This is a genomic window from Herbidospora yilanensis, assembly GCF_001570565.1.
Classification (GTDB): domain Bacteria; phylum Actinomycetota; class Actinomycetes; order Streptosporangiales; family Streptosporangiaceae; genus Herbidospora; species Herbidospora yilanensis.
In genome coordinates this window covers 64,120-88,065 of the sequence record NZ_BBXE01000028.1, presented here as the reverse complement: position 1 = coordinate 88,065, position 23,946 = coordinate 64,120, and the positions used below count along the sequence as shown (strand labels likewise).

Genomic DNA, 23,946 nt, shown 5'->3' with positions numbered 1-23,946 from the left:
CGGCTCGCTTGGGCTAGTACCAGAGATTGATCGTGCTGCCCGCGGGCACCTGGCCGAGCGGGTTCTGGCCGCGCACGCGCTTGCCCGCGCCGTCGCCCCCGGGACGGCCCCGGGAGAACAGCTTGTGGACCGCCACCTTGAAGCCGGCCGCCTCTAACTCGCGCTTGGCCTCCTTGACGTCTTTGAACCGCACGTCGGGGACGGGCACGAAGTCGGGCGCGGCGACCGACGGGTCCTGCTCCCAGGGCCACTTCCAGCCGGTGTCGGGGCCGCGCGAGACGGTCAGGCAGACCCGGGCGCCCTTGTCGACCTCGGCGCCGGCGATCGGCTCCTGGGCGATGACGGTGCCCTGCTGGGTGTCGTCGACGACCTCGTTGACGCAGCTCGGGTCGAAGCCGTTCTCGCGCATCAGCGCCTCGGCCTGGTCGCGCGGCATGTTGACCACGTCGGGCAGCAGCAGGCCCATGCTGACGGCGAGGATGACGTTGGAGCCCTTCTCGACCTTCTTGCCGACGACGGGGTCGGTCCTGATCACCAGGCCGCGCGCGATGGTGTCGCTCGGGGTGCGGCGGACGCGGGAGACGTTGAGCCCCGCGTCGGAGATCGTCACCCGGGCGTCGGCCTCGGTCTTGCCCTCGACCTTCGGCACGGTCACCATCTCGGGGCCGCGCGAGGCGATGATCGTGATGATCGAGCCGCGCTCGGCCTCGACGCCCTTGACCGGGCTGGTCTCCAGCACCATGTCCTTGGGCACCTTGGCGTCGTAGCGGCCTTCGGCGATCTTGATGGTGAAGCCGTTGCTCTCGGCGAGCTGGCGGGCCGCCTCGACGTTGCGCTGCACCAGGTCGGGCACGATCGCGGTGCGCGGCGTCGTGAAATACCACCCGCTGAACGCGATGCCGCCCACCATCACCAGGGCCAGCGCGACGATGCCCCAGTTGACCCGGAACCCGCGCCGCGACTTCGGCGGCGTGGTCGGCGGGATCTGGATGGCCGGCTGGATCATCGTGTGGGAGCCGGTGTGGAACGCCTGGTCCACCGGGGCGGGCCGGGGCGGGACCGAGTGGCGCCCGGTCACGGCGGCGGGGAGGGTGCGGTGCACCTCGACGGCCGCCACCAGCATCGCGTTGGCGTCGCGCGGCCGGTCGGCCGGGTCTTTGGCGGTGGCGGCGGCCACCAGCGCGTCGAGCGCGGGCGCGATGTCGTAGGAGAACGACGACGGCGCGGGCACCGACTCGTGGACGTGGCGGTAGGCGACCGACACCGGGCTCTCGCCGCCGAACGGCTGACGCCCGGTGAGCAGCTCGAACAGCATGATCCCGGCGGCGTAGACGTCGGCCCGGACGTCGGCCTGGCCGGTGGTGACCTGCTCGGGGGCCATGTAGCCGACCGTGCCGATCATCACGCCGGAGCGGGTCTGGTTGCCGCCCTCGATGGCCCGGACGAGCCCGAAGTCGACGACCTTGACCCGGCCGTCGTCGGTCATCAGCACGTTCTCGGGCTTCACGTCGCGGTGGATCAGCCCGGCCTGGTGGGCGCTGCCGAGCGCCGCCAGCACCGGGATCATGATCTCCAGGGCCTCGCGCGGGGCCAGCGGCCCCCGCTCGTCGAGCACCGCCCGCAACGTCTTGCCCGGGAAGTATTCCATCGACAGGTAGACGTGGTCGCCGTCGGTGCCCTGGTCGAAGACGTGCACGATGTTGGGATGCGACAGCGAGGCGACCGATTTGGCCTCGCCGATGAAGCGCCGGACGAACTGCGGGTCCTCCGCCAGCGACCGGTGCATCACCTTGATCGCGACCATGCGGTCGAGCCGGACGTCCAGAGCCAGATAGACGGACGCCATGCCGCCCCGGGCGATCCGGGACTCGACGCGGTAGCGACCGTCGAGCGTATGCCCGACGAGCGGATCGGAAAGCGTCGTGTCCACGGCCTCGAGTTTACGGGTGATTTGCCACGTGCTGAGTGCAGGAATCCCAAACCGAGACCGAAACAGGAAGGTTTACCCGTCTTGGAACGGTCGCCCCGGCGAGGACGCCTCAGCATATCGCCGTCGCGGAATTCGGCCCGCCAGAAACGCCCGGCGCCCCGCCTCGACGGCGCCGCGCATCGCCGCCGCCATCAGGTCGGGCTTCTGCGCCCGGGTGACCGCCGTGGCCAGCAGCACCGCCGAACAGCCCAGTTCCATGGCGAGGGCGGCGTCGCTCGCGGTGCCGATTCCGGCGTCCAGGATCACCGGCACCTGTGCCGATTCGACGATGAGCTCGATGTTGTGGGGGTTTCGGATGCCCAGACCCGACCCGATCGGCGACCCGAGCGGCATGACGGCAGCGCAGCCCGCCTGCTCCAGCCGCCGGGCCAGGATCGGGTCGTCGCCGATGTAGGGGAGGACGACGAACCCGTCGGCCACCAGCCGCTCCGCCGCGTCGAACGTCTCGATGGGGTCGGGCAGCAGAGTGCGCTCGTCGGCGATGACTTCCAGCTTTACCCAATTGGTATTGAGCGCCTCCCGGGCGAGCCGCGCGGTCAGCACCGCCTCGCCCGCCGTGAAACACCCGGCGGTGTTCGGCAGCACCTTGATGGCGCGCTCGCGCAGCACGTCGAGCACCGACCCTCGGGCCGCCGGGTCGAGCCGGCGCATCGCGACCGTGGTCAGCTCGGTGCCCGAGGCCACCAGGGCCCGGTCGAGCACCTCCAGCGACGGCGCGCCGCCGGTGCCCATGATGAGCCGCGAGCCGAACTCCTCGCCGCCGATCAGCAGGGGATCGTCCATGTCCTTCAGCCTCCCTGGACCGCGGTGAGCACTTCGACCCGGTCGCCGTCGGTCAGCACGGTCGCGTCCCACGCGCCCCTGCTGACCACCTCGTCGTTGACGGCCACCGCGATCCCGGCGGCCTGGGCGGTCAGTCTGTGCACGGCTTTGGTGACCGTCGCCCCGTCGTCGAGGTCGTGGGGGTCGCCGTTGATGGTGATGCGCATCTAGATCCTCGCGGGGGTGCATTCGGGCATGGGATCGGCTTCGCCGAAGAGGCCGGCCACGACGGCCTCGGCCGTCAGGGGGGCGAGCAGCACGCCCGCCCGGTGGTGGCCGGCCGCCACCCACACGTCGCCGTGCCTGCCGACGTAGGGGAGGTTGTCGGGGGTGCCGGGCCGCAGCCCGGCGAACGTCTCGGCCAGTTCGAGCTCGGTGATCCCCGGCACGATCTCGCGGGCGTCCCGCAGCAGCTCGTAGACCCCGCCGGCGGTCACCCGGGTGTCGAACCCGAGCTCCTCCATCGTCGCGCCGACCACGATCTCGCCGTCGTCGCGGGGGACCAGGTAGACCTCGGAGCCGCGGACCGTGCCGCGTACACACGTGCTCAGGAAGCCGCGCGGGCCGCGCAGCCGCAGGATCTGCCCCTTGACCGGGCGGATCGGCAGGCCGGGCAGCAGGCTGGGCGACCAGGCCCCGGCGGCGACCACGACGTGGTCGGCCGGCAGGCCCTCCAGCGTGGTGACGCGTTCCCTGACGATCCGGCCGCCCGCGTTCTGGAACGCCTGCTGCAGCGCCTGGGCCACCCGCCGCGGATTCACCCACAGGTCGTCACGGGCCAGCAGGCCGCCCCGGACGTTGGGCGAGAGCATCGGCTCGGCCTGGCGGCACTGCCGCCCGGTCAGCCGCTCCACGCGCAGCCCGAGCTTCTCCTCGAACGCGGCCAGCTCGTCGAGCTGGGCCAGGTCGTCGGCGTCGTAGGCGACCTCGACGGTGCCGTCGCAGCGCAGGTCGACGGGGATCCCGCCGGCGGCCTCCAGCTCGCCCGCGAAGGCGGGCCACAACTCCAGCGAGGCCAGGCCCAGCCGCAGCAGCGGCTCCTCGGTGTAGGTGACCTCGCTGACGGGCGCCAGCATGCCGGCGGAGGCACGGGTCGCCTGCGAGCCCGGGTCGGGGTCGGCCAGCGTGACGGTGAGGCCCCGCGTGGCGGCCCGCCAGGCGATCGACAGGCCGGCGATGCCGCCGCCGATCACGAACACGTCTGAAGCGTTCATCCGCGCTCCCTTCGCCGGCATGATCCGGATCAGGTTCGATAGCGGTCGGGAACCTGTGGAGTTCCCCTCTCAGCCCGGTCAGCCGGACTCCCGCGCGTCTTTGTCCAGAGTAATGCGAATTGATCTGATTCGCACAACACGGAATAGCCCCACTGTGCGAGCTACTTACTCAATTCGTTACCGAATCTCCATTGGCGGGTGGGCCCGTCGGCAATCTAGGGTCTACTCGTGGATCACGTCGTGGTGGTGGGCGCCGGCCTGGCCGGTGTCCGGAGTGTCGAGGCTTTGCGGGCCCACGGGTACCAGGGCCGGATCACCCTCATCGGCGAGGAACCCCATCGCCCCTACGACCGCCCGCCCCTGTCGAAGGCGGTCCTCCTCGGTGACGCCGACTCCACCGTGGTCGACTCCGACCTGGAGGCGCTCGACGTCCGCCTCATGCTCGGCACCGCCGCCAAGGGCCTCCACGACGGCGTCCTGTCGACCACCGACGGCGAGATCGCCTTCGACGGCCTGGTCGTCGCGACCGGCGCCACCCCCGTCCGGCTGCGCGGCGAGGGCCACCAGCACGTGCTGCGCACCATCGACGACGCCCTGGCGCTGCGCGAGGCGCTGGTCGAGGGCGCCCGCGTGGCCGTCATCGGGGCGGGCTGGATCGGCGCCGAGGTGGCCACGGCGGCGGCCCGCGCGGGCTGCCGGGTCACGGTCGTCGAGGCGGCCGACGCCCCGGTCGCGGCGGCGCTGCCGATCGGCCGCCACATGATCCCCTGGTACGCCGAGGCCGGCGTCGACCTCGTGCTCGACGCCCCCGTGGGCAGCGTCGACCCCGACGGCCTGACCCTGATGAACGGCGGCCGGATCGAGGCCGACGTCGTCGTCACCGGCGTGGGCGTGCGCCCCAACGTCGGCTGGCTCGACGGCTCCGGCGTGGAGCTCGACAACGGCGTCCTGGTCGACGAGCACCTGCGCAGCTTCGTGCCCAACGTGGTCGCCGTGGGCGACTGCGCCAACTGGTACAGCCGCCGGTTCGGCCGCCGCATGCGCGTCGAACACTGGGACACCGCCCTGGGCGCCCCCGACACCGCCGCCGCGACCCTGATGGGCGAGAACGCCGTCTACGACCCGGTGCCCTACTTCTGGTCCGAGCAGTTCGGCCGCATGGTGCAGTACGCCGGCCACCACCACGGCGCCCGCCTGGTGCTGCGCGGCGACCCCGAGACCGACGCCAAGTGGGCGGCCTGCTGGCTCACCCGCGACCACCGGCTGACCGCGATCCTCACGGTCGACAGACCGCGCGATCTGGTGCAAGGCCGACGTCTCGTCGAAGGACGGCAAAGGCTCGACGCGGCCCGCCTCGCCGACCCAAGCGTTACCCTTCGAGACTGCACCGTGGCGTAAACTGGGTGTTTCATGGTGGCGGACGTGTGGTAATGGTGGATTCGTGACGCTTACAGTTGCGCAGATCGACCGAGACACCGACCAGCTCGTGGGGGAGTGGCTCCCTCTCTCGGAAGTCGCGAAAAAGCTCCAGCTCAGCATCGGCAGGGCGAAGCAGCTCATCAAGGACAAGAAGCTCGTGGGCGCCCGCAGAGGCGGTGGCGAGCCCCAGATCCCGGCGGTCTTCATCGCCGGAGACGACGTCATCAAGGGCCTTCCCGGCACGCTGACCGTGCTCGCCGACGCGGGCTACAGCGAGGTCGAGTCGATCCGGTGGCTCTTCACTCCCGACGAGTCGCTGCCGGGCGCCCCGATCGAGGCCATCAAGGCCGGCCGCCACACCGAGGTGAAGCGGAGAGCCCAGGCGCTCGGCTTCTAGTGGTCCCATGACATCGTGGGGCGGGTGACCGACTCCTCCCGGCGCAGACTCGCCGACTCCCGCCTCTATCTGTGCACCGACGGCCGCCGGGAGCGCGGCGACCTGGTCGAATTCCTCGACGCGGCGCTCTCCGGCGGGGTGGACATCGTCCAGCTCCGGGAGAAGGGCCTGGAGGCCCGGGAGGAACTCGCCCTTCTCCGGGTGTTCCGCGCGGCCTGCGACCGGCACGGCGCGCTGCTGGCCGTCAACGACCGCGCGGACATCGCCTACGCGGCGCGGGCCGACGTGCTCCACCTCGGACAGGACGACCTGCCGGTGCCCCTGGCCCGGGAGATCGTCGGGGCCGAGATGCTGATCGGCCGCTCGACCCACGCCGCGGTCGAGGCCGAGGCGGCCTCGACCGAGCCGGGCGTCGACTACTACTGCTGCGGGCCGACCTGGCCGACCCCGACGAAGCCGGGACGTCCCGCGCCGGGCCTGCCGCTGCTCGCGCACGCCTCGGCGCTGCCCTCCGACCGGCCGTGGTTCGCCATCGGCGGCATCGACCTGGGCAACCTCGACGAGGTCCTGGCCCAGGGGGCGACCCGGGTCGTGGTCGTGCGCGCCATCACCGAGGCCGCCGACCCCAAGGCGGCCGCCGGGGAGTTCGCCCGCCGACTCCGGCGCTAGTTGCGGCGGGTCGTGGCCGCGATGGCCAGGGCCTTCAGGGCCTCCCGCGCCTCCGCCTCGATGGGGGCGGCGTCCAGGACCGCGATGGCCTCCTTCACATACGTCGTGATGAGCTCCTCGGCCGAGGCGAGCGCGCCGGTGTCCTCGATGACGGCCCGCAGGGTGGCCACGCCCTCTTCGTCGAGCTTGGGGTCACCGACGAGGGCCCGAACCGAACGGGCCTGGGCGGGGGAGGCCAGCTCCAGGGTGCGCGCGATGAGCATCGTGCGCTTGCCCTCGCGGAGGTCGTCGCCCGCGGGCTTGCCGGTCTCGGCCGGGTCGCCGAAGACGCCCAGGACGTCGTCGCGGAGCTGGAAGGCGATGCCGACGTTCTGCCCGTAGCCGGCGCAGACCTGGTCGATCCACGAATCGCGCGACTGGGCCGCCAGGGTCATGCCGAGGCGCAGCGGGTGCTCGACGGAGTACTTGCCGCTCTTGAACAGGGCCACCCGCCGCGCGCTCTCGAAGGAGTTCTCGCCGTGGGCCTGCGCCAGCAGGTCGAGGTACTGGCCGTTCATCAGCTCGGTCAGCATGTGGTCGAAGACGGGCTGCGCCGCCGCGAGGCTCTCGGCGGGCAGGCCGGAGGTCCGCCACAACTCGCCCGACCAGATGAGGAGCAGGTTCCCGACCAGGATCGCCGCGCCCTCGCCGAACTGCACCGCCGACCCGTGCCACCCGGAGTCGACGTGGAGCTTCTCGAAGCGCCGGTGGGCGGAGGGCATGCCGCGCCGCATGTCGCTGGAGTCCATCACGTCGTCGTGGACGAGCGCGCTGGCCTGGAGCAGCTCCAGCGCCGACGCGGCGGAGATCACGCCGGGGTCGTCGGCCCCTCCGGCGGCCCGCCAGCCCCAGTAGCAGAAGGCCGGCCGCAGCCGTTTGCCGCCCGCCAGGAAGTCGCGCACCGCGCCCAGTACGGCCGCCAGATCGGGATCGTCGAACGCCGCCCGGCGGCGGTCGACGAAGCGCTGGAGGGCCTGGTCCACCTCGGGACGGATGAAGTCCAAAGGCGCGGTGGCATTTGTCATGTAATGAGGGTATATGCCGGTGATCGATTCGTTCATCTGGCGGGGTGGTTGTGATTGGTGAGCCGAGATTTGATCATCCCGTAAGACGCTTTCTGCCGTCTTTCCGGTGAGACTAGTAACCTTGGCCGCATGGCTCTGGGTCTCCCCTCACGCTTTCCCGACCGTGTCGCCACCGTGAGGGAACTGCTCGCGGCCGGCGAGCGGTCGTTCTCGTTCGAGTTCATGCCGCCCAAGACACCCGAGGCGGAACGTCAGCTCTGGCGGGTGATCCGGGAGCTGGAGTCGCTGAAGCCGACCTTCGTCTCGGTCACCTACGGCGCGGGGGGCTCCACCCGCGACCGGACCGTCGACATCGTCGAGCGCATCGCCCACAGCACGACGCTGACGCCGGTCGCCCACTTCACCGCCGTCAACCACTCGGTCCGCGAACTGCGCCACCTCATCGGCCGCTTCGCCGACGCGGGCGTGCGCAACATCCTGGCCGTGCGGGGCGACCCGCCCGGCGACCCGATGGGCGAGTGGATCGCCCATCCGGAGGGCGTCCACTACGCCGAAGACCTGGTCCGGCTGATCCGTCAGTCGGGCGAGTTCTGCGTGGGGGTGGCGGCCTTCCCCTACAAGCACCCCCGGTCACCGTCGATCGAGTCCGACGTCGACTACTTCGTCCGCAAATGCCGGGCCGGCGCCGACTACGCGATCACCCAGATGTTCTTCGAGGCCGACGACTACCTGCGGCTGCGCGACCGGGTCGCGGCCTCGGGCTGCGAGACGCCGATCATCCCCGGCATCATGCCGGTGACCAAATTCGGCACGATCGCCCGCTCCGAGCAGCTTTCCGGGGCACCGTTCCCCGCGAAGGTGGCCGAACGGTTCGAACGGGTCAAAGACGACCCCGACGCCGTCTACCAGCTCGGCATCGAGCACGGCGTGGAGTTGTGCCGCCGCCTCCTCGACGAAGGGGCGCCGGGCATCCACTTCATCACGTTCAACCGGTCGAACGCGACGCGCGAGGTCTACCAGGCGCTGATGCCGGCCGTCCCCGCGGTCTGACAACGAAAAGGCGGGGCCGTCCCGGTGGACGGCCCCGCCTTTCGCGTGACTACGGCAGAGCGCACATCACCGCGTCGCGCCAGTCGTACTCGGCCCAGTTGTAGTCGGGGGCGTGGCCGCCGGTGATCTCGGCGAGCTCGGCTTCGTCGAGCGGGCGGGCGGAGGATGCGAAGTCGCTCATGTGAACCCTTTCGGTCGGGAGGGATCTCGTCCGCGTCCACGCTGCCAAAGCGATCTTGCAATCGTCTTGGGGATCACTGCCGTTCACCCTCCGGCGTGCGAAAACGAGGCTCAGGCTCAGGGGCCGACCCGGCGACGATGCCGAGCGGGTGGGCGGTGCTTGCGGGCCTTCGTCCGGATCACACTCCGGCTGATCGGGCCTCGGGGAACGTGGGCGGCGCGAGGGGGAGGCGGGCGCCGGCGATGGCGTAGAGCTCTGAGCCGCCCGGGAAGGCGAAGGCCGTCATCAGGTCGTAGAAGCCGAGGCTCGCGTAGAGGTGCCGGGCCGCCGTCGGGGCGTCGTGGGTGGACAGCACGGCTGTGCGTTCCGGCCGCCCCGCGCACATCGTGTGGATCATGCGGCGGCCGATGCCCTTGCTCTGGTGGTCGGGGTGGACGTGGATCTCGGCCAGCTCCAGCGCGTCGCCGAACCAGTCGTCGGCCACCAGCGGGCCCGCGCGTTCGAACAGGGCCCGCTTGACCACGTCGTGCCACCACTGGCCGTGGGCGCCGTGGAAGCCGTAGGCGAACCCGGCGATCTCGCCGCTCTCCGTCGTGGCCAGCACCGCGGCGAAGGCCGGGTAGGTGGTGTGGTTGCGCATTATGGCCAGCCGCCCCGACAACTGGTCGGGCGGCGGGCGCATGGCGGCGGTGTAGATGCCCAGGACCGTGCGCAGTTCCGAGGTGAAGTCCTCGGGCCCCACCCGGCGCATCTCGATCATCCTCCGCACCCTAGCCGATCACGCCACGTCGGCGGGTGTACCCCCGGTCAGGGCGACGAGCTCGTCGAACGTCGTCGGGAAGACCGTGTGGGGATGGCCGGCGGCGGCCCAGACGACCGGGTGCTTGCCGAGCCAGGTGTCGACGAGGGTGCGCACCGGCGCCGGATGGCCGATGGGCGCCACCCCGCCGATGGGGTGCCCGGTGTGCTCGCGGACGAACTCGGGGGTGGCCCGGCGTACCTTCGCCACCCCGATCAGCGACGCGACCAGGCCGGTGTCGACCCGGTGGGCGCCGCTGGTCAGGACCAGCAGCGGGGCCCCGTCGGCGTCGAAGACGAGGCTGTTGGCGATCGCGCCGACCTCGCACCCGAGCTGGGCGGCGGCCGTCGCGGCGGTCGGCGCCGCGTCCTCCAGGAGCACGACCTCTCCCGTAGCCCCGTGGGCCCGGAGGATTCCGGCGATATGGACAGCGCTCGGCGGCAACTTTTCTGGCACGCGCCAACTCTAAACAGATCGGATGGGACATGGCGTGTTGATAACGACACCATGCCCTCCACTTGGACCAATCGGCCCTTGGGTTATGGTCCATTGACCCGAGTTTGTGCACTTTTGGAGGGGTTGGTAGCAATGGGGGTTCGGCAGCATCTGGCTGTCGCCGCCGCCATGGTCACGGCGGGGGCCGTGCTGGCGATGTCACCACCGGCCATGGCGGCGCCGGTGGCCGTGCAGCAGACCGTACAGACGGCCGCTGACTGGATCTCACCCGGCAAGACGCTGAAAATCGGCGCGAAGGGCAGCGTCGTCAAGACCCTGCAGGCGCGCCTGAGGGAACTGGGCTACCTGCCCGGCAAGATCGACGGCCGCTACGGCGGCGCCACGCAGTCGGCCGTCTGGGCCTTCCAGAAGGTCAACGGCATCAAGCCGACCAGCACCATCGCGTCCAGGACCTGGCGCGCCCTGGAGAACCCCAAGCTCCCGAAGGTCCTGGTCCCGAACGGCAGGCCGACCCGCGCCGAGGTCAACCTGACGACCCAGATCCTGGTCCTGTACGTCAAGGGCCGAATCAAGCTGATCTCGCACATCTCCAGCGGCAGCGGCGTCCCCTACGTCGAATACGCGACGTGGAACGGCACCCGCCAGAAGTTCACCGGCGACGCCCGCACCCCGACGGGGAACTTCAAGACGACGTGGCGGCGCGACGGCTGGCACAGGTCCTACCTGGGCCAGCTCTACAACCCCATCTTCTTCAACGGCGGCATCGCCTTCCACGGCGCGTTGTCGGTCCCCCTCTACCCGGCCTCCCACGGCTGCGTGCGCCTCCCCATGCACGTCGCCGAGGTCCTGCCCGGCCTCCTGGGCAAGGGCGTGCCGGTCCACGTGCGCGGGAAGTTCCAGCGCTGACACCCAATTTCTCGAAAAGGCCCCGCCGGTCGGCGGGGCCTTTTCCGTTGCCTCCTGTCGAACGGGCTTTCGAAGTTTCTTGACTTTGATGTTGATCGAAACTATGTTCGATGAAGGTGGGAGCGGGACTCGCGGCTCGCTCTCACCGCGTGGGTCCGGGCGCCGGCCATCGGCGGAAGGGCGGGTGTCGCGGCCCCACAGCTTCGGGCCGGACGGGGAGAGGGGAAGCTCCTCGTCCGGCCGCCCGATCCGGCGGAAATGTCGGTGGGGTCTGCGACTGTTGACCCTGACCGGCGACGAGACCGCCGGTGGCCACTCGTTTAGGAGGCCGAACCACCATGACCGGACCGCAGCAGAACGGCAACGGGGCCGCCCCGACCGGGCCCGCCAGCGGGCCCAAGGTGTCGCGGACCGTCCTCGCGCATCTCACCGACGCACGCGCCTGCCTCGCCGACGCGGCACAGGCGGGCAACCCGGCCGACCGCTACATCCACGCCCATCTCGCCGCCCTCCGCTCGGCCGCGGCCATCCTCGCCGCCCGCCCCCAGCCGATCGACGGCCGTCGCCGCCGCCTGCGCAGCGCGTGGGAGCTCCTTCCCGAAGTCCAGCCCGAACTGTCCCAGTGGGCCGCCTACTTCGCCGTCAGCGCCAAGAAGCGCGCCGCGGCCGAGGCCGGGCTGGTCCACCTGGTGAGCGTCCACGACGCGGAGGAGCTCATCGCCGAGGCGACGGCGTTCGTGACCATCATCGAGTCCACCCTCGGCGTGACCACCCAGGAGACCCTGCCCATGGCGGGATAGCGCGGGCGTCCGGATGTGTTTCCCCGCCGCATCCGGCCGCACCCGGTCTCGCCTGAGCTGGTCGGTTACCGCTTCACACCTGAGGTATGGTTTGGTAACCGAAAAGCGATAGCGGGGTGCCGTCATGTCTCACGAAGTCGAAGCCGACCGGGTCATGCGTTCCATGGGGCGGTTGTGTCTCGAACACGACCCCGACGTCTTCCGCTCCGTCCTCGACCGCATCGGCGACAAGTGGTCCCTGATCCTGATCGGCCTGCTCGACACCGGGTCGATGCGCTTCACCGAGCTGCTCAACACCACCCCGGGCATCTCCCGCCGGATGCTCACCCTGACGCTGCGCAACCTCGAACGCGACGGCATCGTCAAGCGCACGATCTACCCCGAGATCCCGCCCCGCGTCGAATACGAGGTCACCCCTTTCGGGCACACCCTCACCGCCCCGGTCATCGGCCTCGCCCAGTGGGCCGCCGACAACCAGGACACGATCGTCGCCAACCGCTGCGCGTTCGACGCGGCGGCCGGCGAGCTCGAATGACGAGGGCGGTCCACTTGGTGTGACCGGGTTTAGTTGAAGTAACCGGTTACCGGCGTGTACTCAGTACTCATAAGTTACTGAGCAGGTGGCGAGCTTGATCGCCGCCTTCGGCGAGAGGATCTCTCCCCATGACGCGCATCGGCATCATCCTCGGCAGCACCCGGCCCGGACGCAACGGCGAGCAGGTCGCCCGATGGGTGTACGACCACGCATCGCAGCGCACCGACGCCACCTTCGAGATCATCGACCTGCTCGACTACCCGCTCCCGCACTTCGACGAGCCCGTCTCCCCGCTCATGGGCCAGTACAAGAACGACCACACCAAGGCGTGGGCCGCGAAGATCGCCTCCTACGACGGCTTCGTCATGGTGACGCCCGAATACAACCACTCGACCTCGGGTGTGCTGAAGAACGCCATCGACTACCTGTTCGCCGAGTGGAACAACAAGGCGTTCGGCGTCGTCTCCTACGGGGGCGTGGGCGGGGCGCGGGCGGCCGAGCACCTGCGGCTGATCGGCGGGGAGCTCAAGCTCGCCGACGTGCGCACCAACGTGGCGCTGTCGTTGTTCACCGACTTCGTCGAGTTCACCAAGCTGAACGCCAGCGCCTACCAGGTCGCGACGCTCACCACCATGCTCGACGAGGTCGTCGCCTGGAGCCGCGCGCTGGCGCCCCTGCGCCAGGCCTCCTGAACCGGACCCCCGCGAGGCCGGGGCGCCGGTACGATCGCCGCTCGTGCGCATCGACCTGGTCACGATCGTCGTCGACGACTACGACGCCGCCATCGCGTTCTTCGTCGGAGTCCTGGGCTTCGACCTGGCCGAGGATTCGCCGTCGTTCACCAACGACGGGCGCCCGAAGCGCTGGGTCGTGGTGCGCCCGCCCGGCGGGCACACCGGCATCCTGCTGGCGCGGGCCGACGGCGAGCGCCAGCGGGCCGTCGTCGGTGACCAGGTCGCCGGACGGGTCGGGTTCTTCCTGCGGGTCGGCGACTTCGACGGCGCGTACCGGAAGATGACCGACGCGGGTGTCGAGTTCGTCACCGTGCCGCGCACCGAGCCGTACGGCCGGGTGGCGGTCTTCCTCGACGTCGCGGGCAACCGCTGGGACCTGCTCGGCTAGTGGGTGGCCGAGCGGGGGAGCACGACCACGGGGCAGGGGGCCGCCCGGAGGATCTTCAGCGACATGTCGCCGAGGAACACGCGGCGCAGCGGGCCCGCCGAGCTCGAACCGCAGACCAGCAGTTCGCCGGGCACCCAGCCGGTCTCCGCCAGCGCCTTTGCCGCGTCGGGGCCGGCCACCACCTCGGTGGTGACGCCCCGGGGGAGGGCGGCGGTCCGGCGGGGGCTGCGGACGGCCGCCCGGAGGTCGTGTTCACAGCGGGCGTGGACCTGCTCCAGGACGTCCTCCGGCACGCGGGGGGTGCCGCGTTCCTTCAGCAGGACCGTGAGCAGGCGGAGCGGGATCTGGAGTCGCCCGGCCGCCCGGATCGCCAGCAGGAGCGCGTCTTCGCAGGCGGGGGACTTATGGTAGGCGAAGGTGATCCGGGTCAGGGTGGCCGGCGGGTCGGTCGCGTAGCCCTTCGGGGCGATGCCCACGGGGGTGCGGCTGCTGTGCAGGAGCTGGTCGGCGGTGCCGCCGACGGCGATGCGGCCGGCGGGGCCGTGGGGGGCCGAGCCGATGACGATCAGGTCGCCGTTCCCCTGGGCGGCCAGCCGGATCAGGCCCAGGCCCGCGCTGCGGTGGGCGGTGGTGGCCGCCTCCGCGTCGTCGAAGCCGGCCTCCTCCGCGGCCTTCTCCGCCGCGCTCAGGGCCGCCGACCACCGCTCCCGCAGGTAGGCCTTCCACTCGGCGTCGGCCCCTCCGGGGCCGGGCGTCTCCCACGCCGCCGGGCGCACGTTCGCGACGGTCACGTGCGCGTCCAGCGCCCGCGCGATGACACCCGACAGCGCCAGGGCGTCGTGGCCCCGGTCGTCGGGGGCGAACCCGGTGACGATGTTCACGCCGGCTCAGATCCCGTCGCGCAGCAGCGGGCAGCTCATGCAGCGCGGGCCGCCCCGCCCCCGGCCCAGTTCGCTGCCCCTGATCGTGACGACCTCGATCCCGCTGGCGCGCAGGAAGTTGTTGGTGGTGGTGTTGCGCTCGTAGCCGATGACCACGCCGGGTTCGACGGCCAGCACGTTGCAGCCGTCGTCCCACTGCTCGCGTTCGGCGGCGTGCACGTCCTGGGTCGGGGTCAGCACCCGGATGTCGTCGAGGCCGACGGCGCGGGCGATGGCGCGGTGCATGTCCTCGGGCGGGTGGTCGGTGACCTTCAGCTCCTTCTCGGTGTCGCCGGGTTCGATCGTGTACGACGGCAACATGCCCAGCCCCGCGTACTTGGTGAACACCCCGACGTCCACGTTGGTCATCACCGTGTCGAGGTGCATGAACGCGCGGGCCTGCGGCAGCCGCAGGGCCACGATCACCGAGGCCGAACCGGCCGCGAACAGGTTCTTGGCCAGCATCTCGATCGCCTGCGGCTGGGTGCGCTCGCTCATCCCGACCAGCACGGCCCCCCGTCCGAGCACCAGCACGTCGCCGCCCTCGATGGTGGCGGGCGCCATGGACGTGCCGGGATACCAGACCCCGAACCGCTCGCCGGCGAACATCGGGTGGAAGCGGTAGACGGCCTCCATGTTGACCGTCTCGCGGCGGCGGGCCCGTTTGCGCATCGTGTTGACCGAGACGCCGTCGTAGACCCAGCACGAGGTGTCGCGCGTGTAGAGGTGGTTGGGCAGCGGCGGCAGCACGAAGTCGTCGGGGTCGAGGGAGTGGAAGAACAGCGACTTGGGGTCGCAGCCGAGGTCGAGGGTCTCCCGTTTGGTCAGCCCGCCGGTCAGGTGGGAGGCGAGGCCGGCGGCCGACAGGGAGTCGAGGGTGTTGCGGATCGCGTCGGCCGCCATCGGGCCGAAGAACCGCTCCTCCACGCTGCCGTCGAGGATGTGCTTGCGGGCCTCGGGGATCTCGGCGGTCTCGCGCAGCAGGTCGTGCAGCAGGGTGACCCGCACGCCCCGCTCGCGCAGGACGCGCTGGAACTCCTCGTGCTCCTCGACGGCCCGTGCGACCCACAACACGTCGTCGAAGAGCAGATCGGCCATGTTGGTGGGGGTGAGCCGTTTCAGCGCCAGGTCGGGGGCGTGCAGCAGCACGTGGTGGAGGCGCCCGACCTCGGAGGCGACGGTGAACGTCATGCTCGGCGACCTGCCCGTCACCGAATGTGGTCAAACGCTAGTTGATAGCCATAAAGGGCATCAGAAACGCGGTAATCAGCACGATTCCGGCCACGGCCATGGCGGGACGGCCGGTCATGAAGGCGGGGAGGATGGGGACCTGCCGCTCCTCGGGGGGCCCGGCGAGGTCCTGGGCGAGCTGGGGGTCGCTCTGGCGGAACTGCCGCGCGATCTCGTCGAGAACGCGCCGCTCGGCCCGGGACAGCCTCATGTGATCTTCCTCCACCTGGGGAAACCGTGAAGGAAGTTTTAGCGTTGTTTGTCCGAAATGGCCAGCGCGATCACCCCGGCTCGCGGAAGGGGTGATCGCGGGGTCAGAACGACTCGACGGCGCGGCGGGCCTCGGCGTCGAGGACGCCCCAGGCGATGAACTCCTCCGTCAGCTCGGCCGGGGACCGGTCGTATATGACGGCCAGGGAGCGCAGGTCCTCCTGGCGGATGCTCAGCACCTTGCCGTTGTAGTCACCACGCTGCGACTGGATGGTCTGCGCGTAGCGGGCAAGCGGGCCGGCCTTGTCCTTCGGCAACTGGCCAAGGCGCTCAAGGTCGATCACGAGCTTCGGCGTGGGCAGCAGCGGGGAGGGCGCGGTGCCCCCGGGAAGCAGCTCGGACACCGGCACCCCGTAGAAATCGGCCAGCTCGGCGAGCTTCTGCACGGTCACCGCGCGGTCGCCACGCTCGTAGGAGCCCACCACGACGGCCTTCCAGCGGCCGCGGGACTTCTCCTCCACCCCGTGCAGCGACAAGCCCTGCTGTGTTCGGATCGCGCGCAGCCGCGCGCCAAGCGACTTGGCGTAGTCAGACGGCATCGTTTGGGCCCCCGGCTTTCTATGTCTGTTCTTACTTGATTGTGTGCCCACGTCCCGTATGCCCGGTTCACCGGGTGCGGCACCTGGGGGCAGGTACCAACGGTGACCGTTGCGTCGGGTTTTACCCAGGAAGGTCGAGAGTTGTGGTTACGGACAGTGACGGTAAAGCCGTCACAGTCAAAGGTCAAGTCGATTGGGAAAAGATGGCGAAACCGTGCTCTCGGCGAGAACCGAGCATCCTTCGGATTTCGGGCGCTCCACACCGGGCGCCCTCCTACCTGCCATGGGACCCGTCCCCGCTGGCAGCGGTAGGGGGCCTGGTAGGGTTTCGGTGGCCAGACACCCTTTTAAGACCCGTCCCGTGAGGCGGGAAAGGCGGTGAACTTTCCGATGACGCATGCCCAAAATCAGCTCGCCAGGGCAGTGCTCGAAGGGCCGGACATCCACCGGGCCCTCACCCGGATAGCCCACGAGATCCTCGAACGGACCCGCGGCGCCTCCGACGTCGTCCTTCTCGGCATCCCCACCCGCGGCGCCACCCTCGCCCATCGCCTCGCCGAGCGCGTGGCCCAGTTCGAGGGCGTGCAGGTTCCGGTCGGCTCGATCGACATCACGATGTACCGCGACGACCTCCGGCTCGGCCCGGCCCGGCCCCTCGGGAAGACCGACGTCCCGGCCGGGGGGATCGACGGCAGGACCGTCGTCCTGGTCGACGACGTGCTCTTCTCGGGCCGTACGGTCAGAGCCGCCCTCGACGCGCTGGGCGACATCGGCCGCCCGAAGGCCGTGCAGCTCGCCACCCTGGTCGACCGGGGCCACCGCGAGCTCCCCATCCGCGCCGACTACGTCGGCAAGAACCTGCCGACCGCCAAGAGCGAGAAGGTCAAGGTCCTGCTCTCCGAGATCGACGGCCGCGACGCCGTCGAGCTGCTGAAGGGAGCCGACCGGTGAAGCACCTGATCTCCGCCGGAGACCTCTCCCGCGACGAGGCCCTGCTCATCCTCGACACCGCCGAGGAGCTGGCCCGCGTCTCCGAGCGCTCCATCAAGAAGCTGCCGACCCTGCGCGGCCGGACCGTGGTGAACCTGTTCTTCGAAGACTCCACCCGCACCCGGATCTCCTTCGAGGCCGCGGCAAAGCGCCTGTCGGCCGACGTGATCAACTTCTCGGCGAAGGGGTCGAGCGTCTCCAAGGGCGAGTCGCTCAAGGACACCGCGCTGACCCTGGAGGCCATGGGCGCCGACGCCGTGGTCATCCGCCACGGCGCCTCCGGCGCGCCCCACCGGCTCGCCAACTGGGTGCGCGGGAGCGTGCTGAACGCCGGCGACGGCACCCACGAGCACCCCACCCAGGCGCTCCTCGACGCCTTCTCGATGCGGCAGCGCCTGGGCCGCCTGGAGGGCCTCAAGGTCGCCATCGTGGGCGACATCCTGCACAGCAGGGTCGCCCGGTCCAACGTGCTGCTGCTGTCGACCCTCGGCGCCGAGGTGACCCTGGTCGCCCCGCCGACGCTGCTGCCGGTCTCGGTGGAGCGCTGGCCGTGCCAGGTGTCCTACGACCTCGACGCCGTCCTGCCCAAGGCCGACGTCGTGATGATGCTGCGGGTGCAGCTCGAACGCATGAACGCGGCCTACTTCCCCAGCGCCCGCGAATACAGCCGCCGCTACGGCCTCGACCGCGACCGCTTCGCCAGGCTCCACGACGACGCGATCGTGATGCACCCCGGGCCGATGAACCGCGGCATGGAGATCTCCGCCGAGGTGGCCGACTCCCCCCGGTCGACCATCGTCGAGCAGGTCGGCAACGGGGTGACCGTGCGGATGGCCGCGCTCTACCTGCTCATCGGAGGCGAGAACCAGTGATCGTGATCAGGAACGCCCGCATCCTGGGCGGCGAGCCGCGCGACATCCTCATCGCGAACGGGCTGATCTCCGAGATCGGCGCCGGGCTCGGCGGCGACACCGTCATCGAGGCCGACGGGCTCATCGCCCTGCCGGGCCTCGTCGACCTCCACACCCACCTGCGCGAGCCCGGCCGCGAAGACGCCGAGACCGTCGAGACCGGCACCCGCGCCGCCGCCATGGGCGGGTTCACGGCCGTCCACGCGATGGCCAACACCTCCCCGGTGGCCGACACGGCCGGCGTGGTCGAGCAGGTCTGGCGGCGCGGCCAGGAGGCCGGCCACTGCGACGTCCACCCCGTCGGGGCGGTGACCAGCGGCCTGGAGGGCAAGCACCTGGCCGAGCTCGGCGCGATGGCCGACTCCCAGGCCCGCGTGCGGGTGTTCTCCGACGACGGCAAGTGCGTCAGCGACGCCGTGCTGATGCGGCGGGCGCTCGAATACGTGAAGGCCTTCGACGGAGTGGTGGCCCAGCACGCCCAGGAGCCGCGCCTGACCGAGGGCGCCCAGCTCAACGAGGGGGAGGTCTCGGGGCGGCTCGGGCTCACCGGATGGCCGGCGGTAGCCGAGGAGGCGATCATCGCGCGTGACTGCCTGCTGGCCGCCCACGTCGGGTCGCGGCTGCACGTCTGCCACGTGTCGACCGCCGGTTCCGTCGAGATCATCCGGTGGGCCAAGTCCAAGGGCTGGAACGTGACCGCCGAGGTCACCCCTCATCACCTGCTGCTCACCGACTCCTGCGCCGAGGCGTCGCCGGTGGGGCCGTACAACCCGATCTACAAGGTCAACCCGCCGCTGCGCACCCACGACGACGTCACCGCCCTGCGCGAGGCCCTCGCCGACGGCACGATCGACTGCGTCGCCACCGACCACGCGCCCCACCCGGTGGAGGACAAGGAGACCGAGTGGGCCGCGGCGGCCATGGGCATGATCGGCCTGGAGACGGCGCTCAGCGTCGTCCAGGAGGCCATGGTCGAGACGGGCCTGCTCGACTGGGCCGGCGTCGCCGACCGCATGTCGGCCCGACCGGCGCGCATCGGCCGCCTCTCGGGCCAGGGCCTGCCGCTCGAAGTGGGCTCGCCCGCGAACATCACCCTGTACGACCCGGCGGTCCGCACCCCGGTCGACCCGACGGCGATGGTGTCCCGCAGCCGCAACACGCCCTACGAGGGCCTCACCCTGCCGGGCCGCGTCGTCGCGACCCTCCTGCGGGGCCGCCCCACTGTTCTGGATGGGAAGTTGGTATGACCGCGCTCTTGGTTCTGGAGGACGGCCGCGTCTTCGAGGGGGTGCCCTACGGCGCCGTCGGGGAGACGTTCGGGGAGATGGTCTTCAACACCGGCATGACCGGCTACCAGGAGACCCTCACCGACCCCTCCTACCACCGCCAGATCGTCGCGATGACCGCGCCGCACATCGGCAACACCGGCGTCAACGACGAAGACCCCGAGTCGGGCCGCGTCTGGGTCGCCGGGTACGTCGTCCGCGAACCCGCCCGCGTCCACTCCAACTGGCGCGCCAACCGGTCGCTCGACGACTACCTGCGCGAGCAGAACGTGGTCGGGATCGCCATGCGCGGCACCCGCGCCCTCACCCGCCACCTGCGCGAGCGGGGCGCGATGCGGGCCGGCATCTTCTCGGGCGACGCGCTGCCCCCCGTACCGGAACTGGTCGAGAGGGTCCGGCGCAGCCCCGAGATGACCGGGGCCGACCTCGCGGCCGAGGTCGCCACCACCGAGGCCTACGTGGTCCCGGCGATCGGTGGGAAGCGGTTCACCGTCGCCGCCGTCGACCTCGGCATCAAGGGCATGACGCCCCACCGCATGGCCGAGCGCGGCTGCGAGGTGCACGTGCTGCCCGCCACGGCGACCGCCGAGGAGATCCTCGCGCTCGACCCCGACGGGGTGTTCTTCTCCAACGGCCCCGGCGACCCCGCCGCCGCCGACCACGCGGTGGAGACCCTGCGAAAGGTTCTGGACGCCGGGAAGCCGTTCTTCGGCATCTGCTTCGGCAACCAGATCCTCGGCCGCGCGCTGGGCCTCGGGACCTACAAGCTCCGCTACGGCCACCGCGGCGTCAACCAGCCCGTCCAGGACCGGCGGACCGGCAAGGTCGAGATCAGCGCCCACAACCACGGCTTCGCCGTCGACGCCCCCCTCGACGGTCCCTTCGACACCCCCTACGGGCGGGCCGAAGTGAGCCACGTCAACCTGAACGACGACTGCGTCGAGGGCCTGCGCCTGCTCGACCGGCCGGTGTTCAGCGTGCAATACCACCCCGAGGCGGCCGCCGGACCCCACGACGCGGCCTACCTGTTCGACGAGTTCTGTGAGGTCATGGGTGCCTAAGCGGACGGATATCCAGTCGATCATGGTGATCGGCTCCGGGCCGATCGTGATCGGGCAGGCCTGCGAGTTCGACTACTCGGGCACCCAGGCCTGCCGCGTGCTGCGCGCCGAGGGCTTCCGGGTGATCCTGGTCAACAGCAACCCGGCCACGATCATGACCGATCCGGAGTTCGCCGACGCCACGTACGTCGAGCCGATCACCCCGGACATCATCGAGAAGATCATCGCCAAGGAGCGCCCCGACGCGCTGCTGCCGACCCTCGGCGGCCAGACCGCCCTCAACGCGGCGGTGGCCCTCCACGAGAGCGGCGTGCTGACCCGTTACGAGGTCGAGCTCATCGGCGCCAACTTCGACGCCATCCAGGCCGGCGAGAACCGCGAGAAGTTCAAGAAGATCGTCGCCAAGGTCGCCGAAGAACACGGTCTCAACGCCGAGTCGGCCCGCAGCGTCATCTGCCACACGATGGACGAGTGCCTGGCGGGTGCGGAGACACTGGGCTACCCCGTCGTGGTCCGGCCCTCCTTCACCATGGGCGGCGCGGGCTCCGGCTTCGCCCACGACGAGGCCGACCTGCGGCGCATCGCCGGGGCCGGGCTCGACGCCTCGCCCACCACCGAGGTCCTCCTGGAGGAGTCGATCCTCGGCTGGAAGGAGTTCGAGCTGGAGGTGATGCGCGACCGGGCCGACAACGTCGTCATCGTCTGCTCCATCGAGAACATCGACCCGATGGGCGTGCACACCGGCGACTCGGTCACCGTCGCGCCCGCGATGACGCTGACCGACCGCGAATACCAGAACATGCGCGACGTCGCCATCGCGGTCATCCGCGAGGTCGGCGTCGACACCGGCGGCTGCAACATCCAGTTCGCCGTCGACCCCGCCACGGGCCGCATGATCGTCATCGAGATGAACCCGCGCGTCTCCCGGTCGTCCGCGCTGGCCTCCAAGGCCACCGGCTTCCCGATCGCCAAGATCGCCGCGAAGCTGGCCGTCGGCTACACGCTCGACGAGGTGCCCAACGACATCACCAAGGAGACCCCGGCCTCGTTCGAGCCCTCGCTCGACTACGTCGTCGTCAAGGTCCCGAGGTTCGCGTTCGAGAAGTTCGCCGGGGCCGACCAGACCCTCACCACCCACATGAAGTCGGTCGGCGAGGCGATGGCCATCGGCCGCTCCTTCCCCGAGGCGCTGCAGAAGGCGCTGCGCTCCCTGGAGAAGAAGCACTCCCAGTTCTCCTGGACGGGTCCCGTCGCCTCCAAGGAGTCGCTGATCGCCAGGATGCGGGTCCCGCACGACGGCCGCCTGCGCACCATCCAGCAGGCCATCCGCGCCGGGGCCACGCTGGAGGAGCTCCACGACGCGACCAAGGTCGACCCGTGGTTCCTCGACCAGCTCTTCCTCATCCACGAGGTCGCCGAGGGCATCACGGAGTTCGACGGTCCGACGCTGAAGAAGGCCAAGGAGCACGGCTTCTCCGACGTCCAGATCGGCGAGATCCTCGGCCTCGACGAGGTCCGGGTCCGCGACCTGCGGCACGCCCTCGGGCTGCGGCCGGTCTACAACACGGTCGACACCTGCGCGGCCGAGTTCGCGGCCAAGACCCCCTACCTCTACTCCACCTACGACGAGGAGACCGAGGTCCCGGCGGGCGACCGGCCCAAGGTGATCATCCTCGGCAGCGGGCCGAACCGCATCGGGCAGGGCATCGAGTTCGACTACGCGTGCGTGCACGCCTCGTTCGAGCTGGCCGCGGCCGGGTTCGAGACCGTCATGGTCAACTGCAACCCCGAGACCGTCTCGACCGACTACGACACCTCCGACCGGCTCTACTTCGAGCCGCTCACCCTGGAGGACGTGCTGGAGGTCGTGCACGCCGAGCAGGCCACCGGTCCCGTCGCGGGCGTCATCGTGCAGCTCGGCGGCCAGACCCCGCTGGGGCTGGCCCAGGCGCTGAAGGACGCCGGGGTCCCGGTCGTCGGCACGCCGCCCGAGAGCATCCACCTCGCCGAGGAGCGCGGCGCGTTCGGCCGGGTCCTGGCCGAGGCGGGCCTGCCCGCCCCCCGCCACGGCACCGCCCTGTCGGTCGACGAGGCCCGCGCCATCGCCGAGGAGATCGGCTACCCGGTGCTGGTCCGGCCCAGCTACGTCCTGGGCGGCGCCGGCATGGCCATCGTGTACGACGACGACACGCTCACGACGTACATGGGCAAGGCCGCGACCGACCACCCGGTGCTCATCGACAAGTTCCTCGACGACGCCATCGAGATCGACGTCGACGCCCTGTACGACGGCGAGGAGCTCTACCTCGGCGGCGTCATGGAGCACATCGAGGAGGCCGGCATCCACTCCGGCGACTCGGCCTGCGCGCTGCCCCCGATCACCCTCGGGAGCTTCGACATCAAGCGCATCCGGACCGCCACCGAGGCCATCGCCCGCGGCGTGGGCGTGCGCGGCCTGCTGAACGTCCAGTACGCCATGGCGGCCAACGTCCTGTACGTCCTGGAGGCCAACCCCAGGGCCAGCCGGACCATCCCGTTCGTGTCCAAGGCCACCGCGGTGCCGCTGGCCAAGGCGGCGGCCCGGGTGATGATGGGCGCCACCATCGCCGGGCTGCGCGAGGAGGGCATGCTGCCGAAGAGCGGCGACGGCGGCACCCTGCCGATGGACTCGCCGATCGCGGTCAAGGAGGCGGTGCTGCCCTTCGACCGGTTCCGCGGCGTCGACATCGTGCTCGGCCCCGAGATGCGCTCGACCGGCGAGGTCATGGGCGTCGACGCCGGGTTCGGCTCGGCCTACGCCAAGTCGCAGCAGGCGGCCTACGGCGGCCTGCCCACCAAGGGCAGGGCGTTCGTGTCGGTGGCCAACAAGGACAAGCGGGCGATGATCTTCCCCGTCAAGGCGCTGGCCGAGCTCGGCTTCGAGATCCTGGCGACGGAGGGTACGGCCGAGGTGCTGCGCCGTAACGGCGTCCATGCCAAGATCGTGCGAAAGCAGAGCGACGGTCCGGGCGCCGACGGCGAGCCGACGATCGTGCGGCGCATCCTCGACGGGGAGGTGGACCTCATCGTGAACACGCCCTTCGGCAGCCCCGGCCAGTCGGGGCCGCGGCTCGACGGCTACGAGATCCGCACCGCCGCCGTGCTGCGCGGCATCGCGTGCATCACGACGGTCCAGGGCCTGGCCGCCGCGGTGCAGGGCATCCAGCACATCGTCCGCGGCGACGTGGGCGTGCGCTCGCTGCAGGAGCACGCTCAGCGCCTCAGGGGCTGACAAGGGAGTACGACGTGGCCGGGAGCCCGGTGCAGGTGACGGGG

The 23,946-nt window shown here is 70.7% G+C and carries 26 protein-coding genes and 1 riboswitch; of the genes, 14 read left to right on the top strand and 12 right to left on the bottom strand.

What is annotated here, in order from left to right:
* Nucleotides 1-13: 13 nt before the first annotated feature.
* The 4 genes from pknB to thiO all read right to left on the bottom strand — a co-directional run bounded on the left by pknB (nucleotide 14) and on the right by thiO (nucleotide 4,026).
* Nucleotides 14-1,930, bottom strand: a complete 1,917-nt coding sequence (gene pknB, locus AW273_RS22555; protein ID WP_062351357.1) for a Stk1 family PASTA domain-containing Ser/Thr kinase — start codon at nucleotides 1,928-1,930, stop codon at nucleotides 14-16.
* Nucleotides 1,931-2,002: 72 nt separating this feature from the next.
* Nucleotides 2,003-2,773, bottom strand: a complete 771-nt coding sequence (locus AW273_RS22550; RefSeq protein ID WP_030450401.1) for a thiazole synthase — start codon at nucleotides 2,771-2,773, stop codon at nucleotides 2,003-2,005.
* Nucleotides 2,774-2,778: 5 nt separating this feature from the next.
* On the bottom strand, nucleotides 2,779-2,979 hold the full coding sequence (gene thiS / locus AW273_RS22545; RefSeq protein ID WP_062351354.1) for a sulfur carrier protein ThiS: 201 nt from the start codon (nucleotides 2,977-2,979) through the stop codon (nucleotides 2,779-2,781).
* A complete protein-coding gene (thiO, locus tag AW273_RS22540; protein WP_062351351.1) occupies nucleotides 2,980-4,026 on the bottom strand; it encodes a glycine oxidase ThiO in 1,047 nt (348 codons plus the stop codon).
* A riboswitch (TPP riboswitch) is annotated at nucleotides 4,016-4,130 on the bottom strand. It overlaps the preceding gene by 11 nt.
* A gap of 124 nt (nucleotides 4,131-4,254) precedes the next feature.
* On the opposite strand from thiO, the gene AW273_RS22535 reads away from it, so the two are divergent.
* Genes AW273_RS22535 through thiE form a run of 3 tightly spaced genes read left to right on the top strand, consistent with a single transcriptional unit; the run spans nucleotide 4,255 to nucleotide 6,511 of the window.
* Nucleotides 4,255-5,424: an NAD(P)/FAD-dependent oxidoreductase gene (locus AW273_RS22535; protein ID WP_062351349.1), complete on the top strand. Its 1,170-nt coding sequence runs from the start codon at nucleotides 4,255-4,257 to the stop codon at nucleotides 5,422-5,424.
* A gap of 43 nt (nucleotides 5,425-5,467) precedes the next feature.
* Nucleotides 5,468-5,842, top strand: coding sequence for an Rv2175c family DNA-binding protein (locus tag AW273_RS22530; protein ID WP_062351346.1), 375 nt, complete (start codon nucleotides 5,468-5,470; stop codon nucleotides 5,840-5,842).
* Between the two features lie 24 nt (nucleotides 5,843-5,866).
* Nucleotides 5,867-6,511, top strand: coding sequence for a thiamine phosphate synthase (gene thiE, locus AW273_RS22525; protein ID WP_062351343.1), 645 nt, complete (start codon nucleotides 5,867-5,869; stop codon nucleotides 6,509-6,511).
* Here thiE and AW273_RS22520 read toward each other — a convergent pair.
* Nucleotides 6,508-7,575, bottom strand: coding sequence for a polyprenyl synthetase family protein (locus AW273_RS22520; protein WP_062351340.1), 1,068 nt, complete (start codon nucleotides 7,573-7,575; stop codon nucleotides 6,508-6,510). The genes thiE and AW273_RS22520 overlap by 4 nt on opposite strands.
* A gap of 129 nt (nucleotides 7,576-7,704) precedes the next feature.
* Here AW273_RS22520 and metF point away from each other — a divergent pair, with 129 nt between their 5' ends.
* Nucleotides 7,705-8,625 carry a methylenetetrahydrofolate reductase [NAD(P)H] gene (metF, locus tag AW273_RS22515; protein ID WP_062351337.1) on the top strand — a complete coding sequence of 307 codons (921 nt, stop codon included), beginning with the start codon at nucleotides 7,705-7,707 and terminating at the stop codon, nucleotides 8,623-8,625.
* A gap of 49 nt (nucleotides 8,626-8,674) precedes the next feature.
* Here the strand turns inward: metF and AW273_RS39170 are convergent, their stop codons facing one another.
* The 3 genes from AW273_RS39170 to AW273_RS22505 form a co-directional block, all read right to left on the bottom strand.
* Complete coding sequence (locus tag AW273_RS39170) at nucleotides 8,675-8,806, bottom strand: hypothetical protein (RefSeq protein WP_269750260.1); 132 nt, start codon at nucleotides 8,804-8,806, stop codon at nucleotides 8,675-8,677.
* Nucleotides 8,807-8,984: 178 nt separating this feature from the next.
* Complete coding sequence (locus AW273_RS22510; protein WP_062351334.1) at nucleotides 8,985-9,566, bottom strand: GNAT family N-acetyltransferase; 582 nt, start codon at nucleotides 9,564-9,566, stop codon at nucleotides 8,985-8,987.
* A gap of 18 nt (nucleotides 9,567-9,584) precedes the next feature.
* A complete protein-coding gene (locus tag AW273_RS22505; protein ID WP_439648641.1) occupies nucleotides 9,585-10,049 on the bottom strand; it encodes a YbaK/EbsC family protein in 465 nt (154 codons plus the stop codon).
* A gap of 144 nt (nucleotides 10,050-10,193) precedes the next feature.
* On the opposite strand from AW273_RS22505, the gene AW273_RS22500 reads away from it, so the two are divergent.
* From AW273_RS22500 to AW273_RS22480, 5 genes are all read left to right on the top strand, one after another.
* Nucleotides 10,194-10,967, top strand: a complete 774-nt coding sequence (locus AW273_RS22500; RefSeq protein WP_062351328.1) for a L,D-transpeptidase family protein — start codon at nucleotides 10,194-10,196, stop codon at nucleotides 10,965-10,967.
* Nucleotides 10,968-11,305: 338 nt separating this feature from the next.
* Entirely contained in the window at nucleotides 11,306-11,767 is a 462-nt protein-coding gene (locus AW273_RS22495; protein ID WP_062351325.1) for an SAV_6107 family HEPN domain-containing protein, read from the top strand.
* A 124-nt stretch (nucleotides 11,768-11,891) separates the two neighbouring features.
* On the top strand, nucleotides 11,892-12,302 hold the full coding sequence (locus AW273_RS22490; protein WP_232327546.1) for a winged helix-turn-helix transcriptional regulator: 411 nt from the start codon (nucleotides 11,892-11,894) through the stop codon (nucleotides 12,300-12,302).
* A gap of 128 nt (nucleotides 12,303-12,430) precedes the next feature.
* Entirely contained in the window at nucleotides 12,431-12,994 is a 564-nt protein-coding gene (locus tag AW273_RS22485; protein WP_062351322.1) for an NADPH-dependent FMN reductase, read from the top strand.
* Between the two features lie 43 nt (nucleotides 12,995-13,037).
* Nucleotides 13,038-13,424 (top strand): VOC family protein, encoded by a 387-nt coding sequence (locus AW273_RS22480; RefSeq protein WP_062351318.1) that lies wholly within the window; start codon nucleotides 13,038-13,040, stop codon nucleotides 13,422-13,424.
* On the opposite strand, the gene AW273_RS22475 is transcribed toward AW273_RS22480, so the two are convergent.
* From AW273_RS22475 to bldD, 4 genes are all read right to left on the bottom strand, one after another.
* Nucleotides 13,421-14,305: a universal stress protein gene (locus AW273_RS22475; RefSeq protein WP_062351315.1), complete on the bottom strand. Its 885-nt coding sequence runs from the start codon at nucleotides 14,303-14,305 to the stop codon at nucleotides 13,421-13,423. The genes AW273_RS22480 and AW273_RS22475 overlap by 4 nt on opposite strands.
* 6 nt (nucleotides 14,306-14,311) lie before the next feature.
* Nucleotides 14,312-15,535, bottom strand: a complete 1,224-nt coding sequence (locus AW273_RS22470) for an arginine deiminase (protein ID WP_062351313.1) — start codon at nucleotides 15,533-15,535, stop codon at nucleotides 14,312-14,314.
* A 37-nt stretch (nucleotides 15,536-15,572) separates the two neighbouring features.
* The gene (locus AW273_RS22465) at nucleotides 15,573-15,785 is read right to left on the bottom strand and encodes a DUF3040 domain-containing protein (protein ID WP_062351310.1); all 213 of its coding nucleotides are present in this window, start codon (nucleotides 15,783-15,785) and stop codon (nucleotides 15,573-15,575) included.
* Between the two features lie 103 nt (nucleotides 15,786-15,888).
* On the bottom strand, nucleotides 15,889-16,383 hold the full coding sequence (gene bldD / locus AW273_RS22460; protein ID WP_030450384.1) for a transcriptional regulator BldD: 495 nt from the start codon (nucleotides 16,381-16,383) through the stop codon (nucleotides 15,889-15,891).
* 390 nt (nucleotides 16,384-16,773) lie between these two features.
* Here bldD and pyrR point away from each other — a divergent pair, with 390 nt between their 5' ends.
* Genes pyrR through carB form a run of 5 tightly spaced genes read left to right on the top strand, consistent with a single transcriptional unit; the run spans nucleotide 16,774 to nucleotide 23,902 of the window.
* Complete coding sequence (pyrR, locus tag AW273_RS22455; protein WP_062351307.1) at nucleotides 16,774-17,334, top strand: bifunctional pyr operon transcriptional regulator/uracil phosphoribosyltransferase PyrR; 561 nt, start codon at nucleotides 16,774-16,776, stop codon at nucleotides 17,332-17,334.
* Complete coding sequence (locus AW273_RS22450) at nucleotides 17,331-18,245, top strand: aspartate carbamoyltransferase catalytic subunit (RefSeq protein WP_062351304.1); 915 nt, start codon at nucleotides 17,331-17,333, stop codon at nucleotides 18,243-18,245. The genes pyrR and AW273_RS22450 overlap by 4 nt, the downstream gene beginning before the upstream one ends.
* Complete coding sequence (locus tag AW273_RS22445; RefSeq protein WP_062351301.1) at nucleotides 18,242-19,531, top strand: dihydroorotase; 1,290 nt, start codon at nucleotides 18,242-18,244, stop codon at nucleotides 19,529-19,531. Before AW273_RS22450 ends, AW273_RS22445 begins: the two co-directional genes overlap by 4 nt.
* Nucleotides 19,528-20,631 carry a glutamine-hydrolyzing carbamoyl-phosphate synthase small subunit gene (gene carA, locus AW273_RS22440; protein ID WP_062351298.1) on the top strand — a complete coding sequence of 368 codons (1,104 nt, stop codon included), beginning with the start codon at nucleotides 19,528-19,530 and terminating at the stop codon, nucleotides 20,629-20,631. Before AW273_RS22445 ends, carA begins: the two co-directional genes overlap by 4 nt.
* Nucleotides 20,624-23,902: a carbamoyl-phosphate synthase large subunit gene (carB, locus tag AW273_RS22435; protein ID WP_062351295.1), complete on the top strand. Its 3,279-nt coding sequence runs from the start codon at nucleotides 20,624-20,626 to the stop codon at nucleotides 23,900-23,902. Before carA ends, carB begins: the two co-directional genes overlap by 8 nt.
* Nucleotides 23,903-23,946: the final 44 nt, after the last annotated feature.